Genomic DNA, 12,851 nt, shown 5'->3' with positions numbered 1-12,851 from the left:
ACAGCTATCCGCATCGGAGACGACCATGACCAAGTTCAAGCAAGCAGTGGCCGTGCTGGCCTTGTGCGGCATCGTGCAGGCGGCGCCGGCCCAGGATCGCGGGCAGCAGGGCCAGGTGGTGCAGGACGGCATCGCGGTCAAGCCGCTGAAAGGCGGCGCCCTGCGCGACCTGCTGGCGCCGGAAGGCGCGATGGACCAGCAGGCCGCCCAGCAATACGCGGCGCTGCTGGGCCAGGCCCAGCAGAAGGGTGTGCTGGTGCCGGCCGGCGACCCGCAGGTCAAGCGCCTGCGCGCCATCGCCGAGCGCATCATCCCGCATACCACGCGCTGGAACCAGGATGCCCAGCAGTGGAAATGGCAGGTCAACCTGCTCAAATCGGACCAGGTGAACGCCTTCTGCATGCCGGGCGGCCGCATCGCCTTCTTCACTGGCATCATCGACAAGCTCAAGCTCACGGACGACGAAATCGCCGCCGTGATGGGGCACGAGATCGCCCACGCCCTGCGCGAACACGGGCGCGACCGCCAGGCCAAGGCCACTACCACCGGCCTGGCCACGTCCGCGCTCGGGGCGCTGTTTTCCGCCTGGTCGGGCTACGACGTGCGCGGCCTGGCCAACACCGCGGGCCAGCTCTACGTGCTGAAATTCTCGCGCGACGAAGAGCGCGAAGCCGACCTGGTCGGCCTGGATATTTCGGCTCGCGCCGGCTACGATCCGCGTGCCGGCATCGCCCTGTGGAACAAGATGGCGGCCCTGGACCAGAGCGGCGCGACGATCGACCTGCTGTCCACCCACCCGGGCGGCGCCAACCGCATCCAGCAGATCCAGGATCACATGAACGTGCTGCTGCCGCTGTACGCGCGCAGCAAGGGCACTTCGGTCGACCGCCTGCCGCCTTACCGAAGCAATGTCGCGGTTCGTTAGGAAGGGCCACCAGGCCGAAGCCAATGCCCATGTGCCGCTGCCGGTGCGCGACGGCGTCGCTCCCAGCTACCTGTGGATCACGGAAACCCGCCCCGGCGGCATGCTGGCCTTCCTGAACGAACGCTTCCCCGAGGTCGCCGGCCCGCCCTGGGCCGAGCGGCTGGCGCGCGGCGACGTGGTCGACGCCAGGGGCGAGCGCCTCGACGCCGGCAGCCATGTGCGCCAGGGCATGCGCATCTGGTACTACCGCGAGCTCGAGGAAGAGACGCCGATTCCCTTCGAAGAGAAGATCCTGTTCCGGGACGAGCACCTGCTGGTGGTCGACAAGCCGCACTTCCTGCCGATGATCCCGACCGGGCGCTTCCTGCGCGAGACCTTGCTGGTGCGCCTGAAGCGCGCGCTGGCGCTTCCGCATCTGACGCCGATCCACCGGCTCGACCGCGAGACGGCCGGCGTCGTGATCTTCTCGCACAATCTGGAAACACGCGGCACCTACCAGTCGATGTTCCAGAAGAGGACGATCCGCAAGACCTACGAGGCGCTGGCGCCCATGCTGGAGGGACGGGAATTCCCCTTCACCTACCGCAGCCGCATGGTCGACGGCGAAAAATTCTTCGTGATGAAGCAGGAAGAGGGCGAGCCGAATTCGGAGACCGTGGTCGAGCTGATCGAGCGCCGCGGCGCGCTGGCGCGCTACCGTCTGCACCCGCATACGGGCCGCAAGCACCAGCTGCGCCTGCACATGGCCTCGCTGGGCGTGCCGATCCTGAACGACGCCTTCTATCCGGTGGCGCTGCCCTGCAAGGGCGACGACTTCTCGGCGCCCCTGCAACTGCTGGCGCGCAGCATCGCCTTCGAGGATCCGCTCACCGGCCAGGCGCGCAGCTTCGCCAGCGAACGCATGCTGGCGTGGCCGAAGGATTACAGCGCGTAGTCGATGATGAGAGGCGCGTGGTCCGAGAAGCGCTCGTCCTTGTAGATCGAGACGGCATGGGCCTTGGCCGCGATGCCCGGGGTGGCGACGTGGTAGTCGATGCGCCAGCCCACGTTGTTCGCGTAGGCCTGGCCGCGGTTGCTCCACCAGGTGTAATCGACGGCTTCCGGCGCCACCACGCGGTGCACGTCCACCAGGCCGACTTCGTCGAAGATGCGGGTCATCCAGGCGCGCTCTTCCGGCAGGAAGCCGGAATTCTTCATATTGCCCTTCCAGTTCTTGAGGTCGATTTCCTTGTGCGCGATGTTCCAGTCGCCGCAGATGACGACCTCGCGGCCCTCGGCCTTCAGTCCCTGCAGGTGCGGCAGGAATACCTCCATGAAGCGGAACTTGGCTTCCTGGCGCTCGGGTGACGACGAGCCGGACGGGCAGTAGACCGAGATCACGGTCAGGTCGCCGACGTCGCAGCGGGTGTAGCGGCCTTCATTGTCGAACTCGACGCAGCCGAAGCCGATCCTGACGGCATCCGGCTTCATGCGGCTATAGACGCCGGTGCCGGAGTAACCCTTTTTCTCGGCGTAGTGGAAATGGCCGTGGTAGCCGTGCGGCGCAAGGAATTCCTCGGTCATGTCGGCTTGCTGGGCTTTCAATTCCTGCACGCAGATGAAGTCGGCGTTCTGGCCGGCGAGCCAGTTGAAGAAGCCTTTCTTGTGGGCGGAGCGGATACCGTTCAGGTTCGCAGAAATAATTCTTGGCATGGGTCAAAAAGAAAAAGGCAGGCGGGAGTTCAAGGTGGAGAGTGTAACGTGTTTTGATCTGACTCAACATATTGCCGTTGTTTGGCCGCTGGGAAGCATCTTTGTTTACTGTGCATGGATGACTATGCTTGTCGCCATGATTGTTAAGTCCACTGTTTCAACGTGTTAAACTTTCCGATGGAGTCCGCGTCCTGCGGGCGCTTTTCATGCATGCACAGGAGCTTACGTGCTGATCAAGACCGACGACATTCTGTCCGGGAAACACGGAGAAAACAGGCATTTCGTCCGTTTTTATGACAACGACGACATGCTGCTCGACGAAGTCGCGGCTTTCGTCGACCAGGCCCTGGCCGCCGGCGGCAAGGGCATCGTGATCGCCACCGCCGTCCATTGCGAGGCGCTGCGCCGGCGCCTGGATGCCCTCGCGCTCGCGCAAGGCCGCGCCATGCCGCAGCCCGGCCAGCTCGCCTGGCTCGATGCCGAGGCGACGCTGGAAAGCTTCCTGGTCGACGGCTGGCCGGACCGCCGGCGTTTCGACGAGGTGGTCGGCACCCTCGTGCGCGATACCTGCGCCGGCGGCGCCCGCCTGCATGCCTTCGGCGAGATGGTGGCGCTGCTATGCGCGCGCGGGCATTACGACGCCGCACTGGAGCTCGAGCGCCTGTGGAACGAGCTGGCGCAACGGATCGAGTTCGCCCTGTTCTGCGGCTATCCCTGGAGCCTGTTCCCGTCGAACAAGATGGCACACGCCTTCCAGCAGGTCTGCGCCGAACACGACCACGCCTGCGCCGACGTGGCGATGGACCTGCCGGCTGGCGGCGACGTCGACCCGAAGCTGCTCAGGCTCGAGCAGAAGGTGCGCATGCTGGAAGCCGAAGTGGAGCGCCGCAAGGATACCGAGGCCGTCCTGCGCCAGAGCGAGCGCGAGCTCATGGATTTCGTCGAGAACGCGGCCGAGGGCCTGCACCGGGTCGGCGGCGACGGCACCATCCTGTGGGCCAACCGCGCCGAACTGCAGATGCTCGGCTACCGCTGGGAAGAATACGTCGGCCACCACATCGCCGAATTCCACGTCGACGCGCCCGTCATCGGCAGCATCCTGTGCCGGCTGTCGAGTGGCAAAACCCTGTACGACCAGCCGGCCCGCCTGCGCTGCAAGGATGGCTCGATCCGGCATGTGCTGATCCACTCGAACGGCCACTTCGAAAATGGCGAGCTGCGCTACACGCGCTGCTTCACGCGCGACGCCACCGAAAGGCGCGAGCGCGACCTGGCGCTGGCCCAGCGCGACCGCATGCTGCTCAACGCGCCGGTGGCCGCGGCCCTCCTGGCCGGACCGGACTTCACCTTCCGCCTGGCCAACCGCAGCTATACGGAGCTGGTCGGCCGCAGCGGACTGGAAGGGAAGACCTACCTGGAAGCCTTCCCGGAACTGCGCGACAGCGAGCCCCTGCACCTGCTCGAACAGGTCTACCGCAGCGGCCGGATGGTGCGCGCGGAAGAGATGCGGATCGTTCTGAACGATGCCAATGGCCAGCCGCGCGAACGCTTCCTCAAGTTCAGCCTGGAACCGCACGAGGTGAACGAGGACGACGAGCGCGGCGTGATCCTGGTGGCGGTGGACGTCACCGAGCATGTGCGCAGCCGCCAGCAGATCGAACGCGCCCACGCCGAGCGCGCCGAACTGCTGGCCGAGCTGACCGCCGCCAGCCAGGCCAAGGACGAGTTCCTGGCCATGCTCGGCCACGAGCTGCGCAATCCGCTCTCGCCGATCGTCACCTCGCTGCAGCTGATGCGCCTGCGCGGCGAAGAAGCCGCGCTGCGCGAGCGCGAGATCATCGAACGCCAGGTCGGTCACCTGGTCCGCCTGGTCGACGACCTGATGGACATCTCGCGCGTCACGCGCGGCAAGATCGACCTGAAGTTCGAACACGTCGACATCGCCCAGCCGCTGAACAAGGCGGTCGAAATGGCCAGCCTGCTGCTGGAGCAGCGCCGCCATCGCCTCGACGTCGAGATCGAACCGGGCCTGCGCTGGGAAGGCGATCCAGTGCGGCTGGCGCAGGTGGTCTCGAACCTGCTGACGAACGCGGCGCGCTACACCGAACCGGGCGGCCACGTGCGCCTGACGGCGGCGCGCGAGGGCGCGGGTGAAGGCGAGCCTTGGCTGCGCATCGGCGTGGTCGACAACGGCGTCGGCATGACGCCTGAACTGCGCGCCCAGGTGTTCGGCCTGTTTTTCCAGGGGAAGCGCAACATCGACCGCGCCGAGGGCGGCCTCGGCATCGGCCTGGCGCTGGTCAAGAACATCGTCGAACTCCACGGCGGCAAGGTCGAGGCGCGCAGCGAAGGGAAGGGCAAGGGCAGCGAGTTCGTGGTCCTGCTGCCGCTGCGCACGCCCGGCGCCGACGCCGCGCCCAGCCTGCCGGCGCCGGAGCCGGCGGCGGCGACCGGGCGCAGCCGCATCATGCTGGTCGACGACAACGTCGACGGCGCCGAGACCCTGGCGCGGCTGCTGGCCGCCCACGGCCACGAGGTGAAGGTCTTCCACGAGCCGATCGCGGCGCTGGCCGCGGTACCGGGCTTCCGTCCCGACCTGGCGGTGCTCGACATCGGCCTGCCGGTACTCGACGGCTACGAGCTGGCGCGCCGCATGCGCGCGCTGCTGGACGGCCATCCCTGCCGCATGGTCGCGCTGACCGGCTACGGCCAGGAAGCCGACAAGGCCAGGAGCGGGCAGGCCGGCTTCGAACACCACCTGGTCAAGCCGGTCAATCCCGACCTGGTGGTGCGCCTGGTGAGCTCCGGCCCCGTAGGCCACGGCGCAGGCCCCGGTTAAAATACGGGTTTTATCGTACAGATCAGGGGTAAGTCGTGGACAATCTGCGCCAGCAGTTCATTGCGTTTTCCGTCGAGGCCGAAGTATTGAAGTTCGGCCAGTTCGTTACCAAGGCCGGCCGCCAGTCGCCGTATTTCTTCAACGCGGGCCTGTTCCACGACGGCGCCACGCTGGGCAAGCTGGCCCAGTTCTATGCCCAGACCCTGCTCGATTCCGGCATCGAATTCGACATGCTGTTCGGCCCGGCCTACAAGGGCATCACCCTGGCATCAAGCACCGCGGTGGCGCTGGCGGCGAAGGGCCGCGACACTTCCTTCGCCTACAACCGCAAGGAAGCCAAGGACCACGGCGAGGGCGGCACCATCGTCGGCGCCCAGCTCAAGGGCAAGGTCGTGATCATCGACGACGTGATCTCGGCCGGCACCTCGGTGCGCGAATCGGTGGCCATGATCCGCGCCGCCGGCGCCGAGCCCTGCGCCGTGCTGATCGCGCTGGACCGCATGGAGCGCGGTGGCAAGGACGGCGTGCTGTCGCCGCTGTCGGCGGTGCAGGAAGTCAGCCAGAACTACGGCATTCCGGTGATCTCGATCGCCAACCTGTCCGACCTGTTCACTTACCTGTCGGCCGACCCTTCCATGGCCGAGCACAAGGATGCGGTGGCGGCTTATCGCGCGCAGTACGGCGTGGTCTGAGAGGCCAGCCGATGATTCCCGAGCCGGTCCGCCTCGACATTCTCGATCGGCTCAAGCGCGCAGAGGCGGAGCACGACGTCAAGGTGCTGCTGGCGGTCGAATCCGGCAGCAGGGCCTGGGGTTTCGCGTCCCCGAACAGCGACTTCGATGCCCGCTTCATCTACGTCAACCGGCGCGACTGGTATCTGTCGGTCAGCCTTGAAGAGCAGCGCGACGTCATCGAGTATCCGATCGTCGACGAAATCGACATCAACGGCTGGGACCTGCGCAAGGCCCTGCGCCTGTTCTGGAAATCGAATCCGGCCTTCGTCGAATGGATCCAGTCGCCCATCGTCTACAGCGAGTGCGGCGGCTTCGCCCAGGCCGTGCGCGCCATGCTGCCCCAGGTGTATTCCTGCGAGCGCGGAATCCATCATTATCGCAGCATGGCGAAGACCAATTATCGCGGCTACCTGAAGGCCGAGCGGGTCCCGCTGAAGAAGTACTTCTACGTGCTGCGGCCTCTGCTGGCGGTACGCTGGCTCGAAAAATACGGCACCGTGGCGCCGATCGAATTCCAGACCCTGCTGACGCTCATTGCGGACCAGCCGGCGCTCACCGGCGCCATCGATGCCCTATTGGAGCACAAGCGGAAATCACCCGAGATGGGATTGTCGCCGCAGATCCCCGAGATCCACGGCTTCATCGAACGCGAGCTGGAACGGCTGGAAGCGTTGAAGCCGGCGCGGCACGAGCGCCAGGAAATGGTCTCCGGGCTGTCGCGCCTGTTCCGTGCCACGGTCGACGAGGCATGGCGGGCATGAATGCGCATCGCTGCCTGGGCCGGCTGGGCGGGGCTGCTGCGGCTGCACTCCTGGGCCTGGCATTCGCGCTGCCGGCCCGCGCCGCCGGACAGGAGTCGGCGGCGCCTTATCCCTGCGCGGGCGTGACGGCCTGGAGGACGGCCCATCCCGACGATACTTATCAGGCCATGGTCCGGCGCGACGCCACGCGTACGCTTTCCGATCCCGAATTGCGCGCCGAACTGGACGAGCGCTTCACGCGCGACCAGGACGCGCGCATCGCGTGGATGGCCAGGCGCTGGGATCGGCAGCTTGGCCGCGCGGTGACGCTGTCCGACCGAAACAACCTGCGCTGGCTGCGCGAACTGGTCGCCGGCAAGGGATTCCCCACCGCGGCCCAGGTCGGCGAAGTGGGCGTCAACCGCGCCTGGCTGCTGATGCAGCACATGGACGACGATCCGCAGTTCCAGGCATCGCTCCTGCCGACGCTGGAACAGCGCTTTGCGGACCATGAGCTGAGCGGCGATGACCTGGCCCGCTTCACCGACCGCATCCTGAAAGCGCAAGGCAAGCCGCAGCGCTACGGCACCCAGTTCTCGCCGGAAGAGATGGGAGGCGAACACTTCGGCCTGCCCGACGAGGCGAGCGTGCGCGAGGTCGAGGCCCACCGGCGCGACCTCGGCGTCATGCCGCTGGCGGACTACGCCTGCATGATGCGCGTGGCCCGCATCGGACATCCCTGAGCCGGACAGGTTTCATGCCGCCGCAGCGGCCGGCGCCTGCGCCTGCGTAAAATGCGCCACCTGGTCGGCCAGCGCCTTCCGGAAGGCCGGGCGCGCCATGCAACGGTCGCGGTAGGCCCGCACGCGCGCGTAGCGTTCCACCATCTCCATGTCGTCCAGCAGGCGCAGCACGGTCGTCATCAGGATGTCGGCCGCGCTGAAGCTCTCCGCCAGCCATTCCCGGCCATCGAGCCAGTCGTCGAGGTCGCGCAGGCGCTTGTCCACCATCGCTTCCGCCGAGGGACGGGCGCCCGCCGCCCAGGCTTCGCCAGCGGAAAACACCACCAGGCTGACGAGGTTGCCGACATAGGGCTCGACCGAGTTCAGCGCCGCGAACATCCACGCCGTCACCCGCGCCCGCTCGTCGGCGTCGTGCGGCAGCAGGACAGGGTGCCGCTGCCCCAGGTGCATCAGGATCGCGCCGGTCTCGAACAGGGTCAGGCCGCCGTCCTGCAGTACCGGGATCTGGCTGAAGGGCTGTTCGCGGCGGTAGGCGGGCGTGGACGCTTCCTGGAATTCGAGCGCGCGGAGCAGGTAGGGCAGGCCGGCTTCCTCCAGCGCCCAGCGTACGCGCAAATCGCGCACATAGCCGATGGCGAACGGCGGCACGCTGCGGAAAGTGGTCAGGGTGATCATTTGGTCTCCTCCTTGTCATGGGATGGGAGCAGAATACGTGAGACCATAATATGTTCAAGAACATAATTTCGGAGACACGCCATGCCCTACAGCAGCGAGCACAAGGCCCAGACCCGCGAGCGCATCGTGCATGCCGCGCGCAGGCTGTTCAACCGCCACGGCTTCGAGCAGGTATCGATCGACCGCGTGATGCTCGAGGCCGGCCTGACGCGCGGCGGCTTCTATCACCACTTCGGCAGCAAGGACGAGCTGTACGCGGAGGCCGTCGCCAGCTTCAGCAGCTGCAATCCCTTCAAGCCCGATTTCAGCAGCAGCCCGCCGCCCGAGCCGGCGCAGCTGGCGCGCATGCTGATCGACGTCTACCTGAGCGACGAGGTGTTCGACAACCCCGACCACCACTGCCCGCTGTACGCGCTGCCGGGCGACGTGGCGCGCGCCGGGCTGTCGCCGCAGAAGGCCTATACGCAGCTGATTCGCAACCTGACCGCGGTGTACGCGGCGGCGCTGGCCGGGGTGCCGGATGGCGAGCAGCGGGCCCAGGCCATCGTGTCGCTGTGCGTGGGCGGGATGGTGCTGGCGCGGACGACCGACGATGCGGGCTTGCGGCGTTCGCTGCGCGGCGCGGCGCGGGCGCAGGCGCTGATCTTGCTGGGCGCGGGGGCGCCGGAGCTCAGTCGTCGACCTTGAGCACCGTGAAAGCGATGTTTTTCAACGCAGCACCGGGCCGCCAGGGTGGATTGATGACCGAAATGTCGTGGATGCCCATGCGGTCGAAATCCTCAAGCGAGTAGGTCCAGCCGACCACTTTCGGATCGTCGCGGTAGAGCTTCTGGTAGCGCTCTTCCTGGCCCAGCGTCACATAATCCGCGCGTACGCCGAGCGCTTTCAGGTAGGCCTGTTCCTTGACCGAGTCGCCCTTGATCGATGCGTTGATCTGATCGATCAGCGCCTGGCGTTCCTTCGGCGGCATCGCGGCGAGCGTCTTTTTCGTGGCTTCGTCGAAGTTGAAGCTGGTGCTGCTCAAGCCGCCGTGCAGGCCGATGATGGCGAAGTTGCTGACCACCTTGTGCTGCCCTGCAGGGAACACATAGTTGGCGCAGGACGACATGCAATACTCCAGCACCTTGACGTCGAGCTTATGGTCGCGGACCCATTGGCCCAGCGCCAAGCCTTGAGTAGTCGGCCCGCCCTCGCTACGAATCGCCAGCCGGGCCGGCTTTTCCTTCAGGCTGTCGTACAGGGCAAACAGCTTTGCATTGGCCTGTTCGTCGAGTGGCCCCACGTAATTCAGTTCATCGTGGTCGAGATAGACCTGGGTGGAGGTGGCGTCTGCGGCGCAGGCCAGGAAAGAGACGAGCAGGAGCGGCAGAAATCCGGAGCGGGCAGGATGGCGCATCGATGGCTTCGCAGAGAAATGGAACATCGATTATAGGCAGGCACGATCCGGCCAAGGCTCACCAAATCTCACGCAACGGGCATAAAAAACCGGGGATGCCCCCCGGTTTTTTACAAGGTCAAAACTTCTGAAAAATCAGGCAGCCAGCTTTTTCTTCAGCAGCTCGGTCACCTGGGCCGGATTCGCCTTGCCCTTGGACGCCTTCATGCATTGGCCGATCAGCGCGTTGATCGCCGCTTCCTTGCCGGCGCGGTACTGCTCGACCGATTTCGCATTGTTGGCCAGGACTTCGTCGACGATGGCTTCGATCGCGCCGGTGTCCGAGATCTGCTTCAGGCCTTCACGCTCGATGATGGCGTCGGCAAGCTGCTCGTCTTCCGACTCCGCTTCCCACATCAGGCTGAACACCTTCTTGGCGGCGTTGTTCGAGATCGTACCGTCGGCGATGCGCTTCAGCAGCAGGGCCAGCTGCGAGGCCTCGACCGGCGAGGCGGCGATGTCGAGGTCGGCGCGGTTCAGGGCCGAGGAGACATCGCCCATCATCCAGTTGGCGGCGGCCTTGGCGTTCTCCTTGCCGGTCTTGGCCACCACGGCTTCGTAATAGCTCGCCATGCCCTGCGACGAGGTCAGGATCAGCGCATCGTATTCGGGCAGGCCGTAGTCCTTGATGAAGCGGTCGCGCATCGCGCCCGGCAGTTCCGGCATGTCGGCCTTCACACGCTCGATCCAGTCCTGCGCGATCACCAGCGGCGGCAAGTCCGGGTCCGGGAAGTAGCGGTAGTCCTGCGCGTCTTCCTTGCTGCGCATCTGGCGGGTTTCCTTCCTGTCCGGGTCCCACAGGCGGGTCGCCTGCACGACCTTGCCGCCGTCTTCGATCAGTTCGATCTGGCGCCGCACTTCGTAGTGGATCGCCTCTTCCATGAAGCGGAAGGAGTTCAGGTTCTTGATCTCGCAGCGGGTGCCGAATTCCTTCTGGCCGACCGGGCGCACCGAGACGTTGACGTCGCAGCGGAAGGAGCCTTCCTGCATATTGCCGTCGCAGACGCCCAGCCACATCACCAGCGAGTGCAGGGCCTTGGCGTAGGCGACCGCCTCGTTCGCGCTGCGCATTTCCGGCTCGGAGACGATCTCCAGCAGCGGCGTGCCGGCGCGGTTCAGGTCGATGCCGCTCATGCCGGCATAGTCCTCGTGCAGCGATTTGCCGGCGTCTTCCTCGAGGTGGGCCCGGGTCAGGTTGACGGTCTTCGTCACCATCTTGCCGTCCTTCTCGTAGGCGAAGCTGATGGTGCCGCCCTGGACCACCGGGTCCTCGAACTGGCTGATCTGGTAGCCCTTCGGCAGGTCGGGGTAGAAGTAGTTCTTGCGCGCGAAAACGGAGCGCGGGGCGATTTTTGCGCCGACCGCCAGGCCGAAGCGGATCGCACGCTCGACGGCGCCGCGGTTCAGTACCGGCAGCACGCCCGGCAGCGCCAGGTCGACCGGGCTGGCCTGGGTGTTGGCCTCGGCGCCGAACTGGATCGAGCTGCCGCTGAAGATTTTCGAATTGGTCGTGAGCTGGACGTGGTTCTCAAGACCGATGACGACTTCCCATTGCATGTTCTTCTCCTTATACGCCTTCAGGCGCGCGCGCGTGCCAATCGGTCGCTTGCTGGTACTGGTGCGCGATGTTCAGCAGTTTGGCTTCGCTGAAGTAGTTGCCGATGATTTGCAGGCCGACCGGGCGCTTGGCGTTCCGCATTGCTCCTTCCTTGCCTTGGCCGAAACCGCATGGGATCGACATGCCGGGCAGGCCGGCCAGGCTGGTCGACAGGGTGAAGATGTCGGCCAGGTAGTTGGCGACCGGGTCGTTCGATTTCGAACCCAGGTCCCAGGCCACGGTCGGGGCCACCGGGCCCATGATGACGTCGCACTTGTCCTTGAAGGCGGCCTGGAAGTCGTCCGCGATCAGGCGGCGGATCTTCTGCGCCTGCACGTAGTAGGCGTCGTAGTAGCCGTGGCACAGCACGTAGGTGCCGACCATGATGCGGCGCTGGACTTCCTTGCCGAAGCCTTCCGCGCGGGTCTTCTTGTACATGTCCTGCAGGTCGGTGTACGCCGGCGTGCGGTAGCCGTAGCGGACGCCGTCGAAGCGCGACAGGTTGCTCGAGGCCTCCGCCGGCGCGATGATGTAGTAGACCGGGATCGACAGCGAAGTCTTCGGCAGCGAGATCTCGACCAGGGTCGCGCCCAGTTGCACGAACTGGTCGAGCGCGGCGCGCACGGCCTGCTCGACGTCGGCGGCCAGGCCTTCGCCGAAATACTCTTTCGGCACGCCGATGCGCAGGCCGGTCAAGGGCTTGTTCAGGTCGCGGGTGAAGTCTTCGCGCGCATTGCCCTGCTCGGGCGTGAGGCTGGTCGAGTCGCGCTCGTCGAAGCCGACCATCTCGTTCAGCAGCAGGGCGCAGTCCTCGGCGGTGCGTGCCATCGGGCCGCCCTGGTCGAGCGAGGAGGCGAAGGCGATCATGCCGAAGCGCGACACGCGGCCATAGGTCGGCTTGATGCCGGTGATGCCGCAGAAGGCGGCCGGCTGGCGGATCGAGCCGCCGGTGTCGGTGCCGGTCGCGGCCGGCGCCAGGCGCGCGGCGATCGCGGCGGCCGAACCGCCCGAGGAGCCGCCCGGCACGGCCAGCGTATCCCAGGGATTCTGGACCGCGCCGAAGGCCGAGTTCTCATTGGCCGAGCCCATCGCGAATTCGTCGCAGTTCAGCTTGCCCAGCGTGACCATGCCGGCGTCGCCGAACTTCGTGACCACGGTCGCGTCGAAGGGACTGACGTAGTTGCCCAGCATTTTCGAGGCGGCGGTCGAGCGCCAGTCCTTGGTGACGAAGATGTCCTTGTGCGCGATCGGGATGCCGGTCAGCGGGCCGGCCGAGCCTTCCGCGAAGCGCGCGTCGGCGGCCCTGGCCTGGGCCAGGGACAGATCGGCGTCGACGTGCAGGAAGGCGTTGTGCTTGCTCGCGGCGATGCGGTCGAGGTAGTGCCGGGTCAGCTCGGTGGACGAGATCTGTTTCGAATGCAGGAGCCTGGACAGCTCCGAGAGAGTCTTGTTATGCATGATTCTTTGATCC

General features: G+C 66.1%; 12 protein-coding genes. 7 read left to right on the top strand and 5 right to left on the bottom strand.

Annotated elements, in window-relative coordinates:
• The first annotated feature begins 25 nt into the window (after positions 1–25).
• The gene (locus AC1DOP_RS26400; RefSeq protein WP_442124722.1) at positions 26–925 is read left to right on the top strand and encodes a M48 family metallopeptidase; all 900 of its coding nucleotides are present in this window, start codon (positions 26–28) and stop codon (positions 923–925) included.
• Complete coding sequence (locus AC1DOP_RS26395; RefSeq protein ID WP_477254245.1) at positions 909–1,859, top strand: RluA family pseudouridine synthase; 951 nt, start codon at positions 909–911, stop codon at positions 1,857–1,859. The genes AC1DOP_RS26400 and AC1DOP_RS26395 overlap by 17 nt, the downstream gene beginning before the upstream one ends.
• Here AC1DOP_RS26395 and AC1DOP_RS26390 read toward each other — a convergent pair.
• Positions 1,847–2,617, bottom strand: coding sequence for an exodeoxyribonuclease III (locus AC1DOP_RS26390; RefSeq protein WP_442124720.1), 771 nt, complete (start codon positions 2,615–2,617; stop codon positions 1,847–1,849). The two genes, AC1DOP_RS26395 and AC1DOP_RS26390, sit on opposite strands and share 13 nt — an antisense overlap.
• A gap of 226 nt (positions 2,618–2,843) precedes the next feature.
• Between AC1DOP_RS26390 and AC1DOP_RS26385 the strand changes: the two genes are divergently transcribed.
• From AC1DOP_RS26385 to AC1DOP_RS26370, 4 genes are read left to right on the top strand one after another with little or no spacing between them, the layout of a single operon-like run.
• A complete protein-coding gene (locus AC1DOP_RS26385; protein ID WP_477254243.1) occupies positions 2,844–5,456 on the top strand; it encodes an ATP-binding protein in 2,613 nt (870 codons plus the stop codon).
• Positions 5,457–5,491: 35 nt separating this feature from the next.
• Complete coding sequence (pyrE, locus tag AC1DOP_RS26380; protein ID WP_477254241.1) at positions 5,492–6,148, top strand: orotate phosphoribosyltransferase; 657 nt, start codon at positions 5,492–5,494, stop codon at positions 6,146–6,148.
• A gap of 11 nt (positions 6,149–6,159) precedes the next feature.
• A complete protein-coding gene (locus tag AC1DOP_RS26375; RefSeq protein WP_477254239.1) occupies positions 6,160–6,951 on the top strand; it encodes a nucleotidyltransferase domain-containing protein in 792 nt (263 codons plus the stop codon).
• Positions 6,948–7,673, top strand: a complete 726-nt coding sequence (locus AC1DOP_RS26370) for a DUF6624 domain-containing protein (RefSeq protein ID WP_477254237.1) — start codon at positions 6,948–6,950, stop codon at positions 7,671–7,673. The genes AC1DOP_RS26375 and AC1DOP_RS26370 overlap by 4 nt, the downstream gene beginning before the upstream one ends.
• A gap of 12 nt (positions 7,674–7,685) precedes the next feature.
• Here AC1DOP_RS26370 and AC1DOP_RS26365 read toward each other — a convergent pair whose 3' ends face one another.
• Complete coding sequence (locus tag AC1DOP_RS26365; protein WP_477254235.1) at positions 7,686–8,348, bottom strand: glutathione S-transferase family protein; 663 nt, start codon at positions 8,346–8,348, stop codon at positions 7,686–7,688.
• Between the two features lie 81 nt (positions 8,349–8,429).
• Between AC1DOP_RS26365 and AC1DOP_RS26360 the strand changes: the two genes are divergently transcribed.
• Positions 8,430–9,035, top strand: coding sequence for a TetR/AcrR family transcriptional regulator (locus tag AC1DOP_RS26360; protein WP_477254233.1), 606 nt, complete (start codon positions 8,430–8,432; stop codon positions 9,033–9,035).
• Here the strand turns inward: AC1DOP_RS26360 and AC1DOP_RS26355 are convergent.
• From AC1DOP_RS26355 to gatA, 3 genes are all read right to left on the bottom strand, one after another.
• A complete protein-coding gene (locus AC1DOP_RS26355; RefSeq protein WP_477254231.1) occupies positions 9,019–9,744 on the bottom strand; it encodes a hypothetical protein in 726 nt (241 codons plus the stop codon). The genes AC1DOP_RS26360 and AC1DOP_RS26355 overlap by 17 nt on opposite strands.
• Positions 9,745–9,879: 135 nt before the next feature.
• Positions 9,880–11,340: an Asp-tRNA(Asn)/Glu-tRNA(Gln) amidotransferase subunit GatB gene (gene gatB / locus AC1DOP_RS26350; protein ID WP_477254229.1), complete on the bottom strand. Its 1,461-nt coding sequence runs from the start codon at positions 11,338–11,340 to the stop codon at positions 9,880–9,882.
• 10 nt (positions 11,341–11,350) lie between these two features.
• A complete protein-coding gene (gene gatA / locus AC1DOP_RS26345; protein ID WP_477254227.1) occupies positions 11,351–12,838 on the bottom strand; it encodes an Asp-tRNA(Asn)/Glu-tRNA(Gln) amidotransferase subunit GatA in 1,488 nt (495 codons plus the stop codon).
• Between the last annotated feature and the right edge of the window lie 13 nt (positions 12,839–12,851).

The sequence above is a fragment of the Massilia sp. 01N410 genome (assembly GCF_056399665.1).
This window is presented reverse-complemented; position numbering and strand designations above follow the sequence as displayed.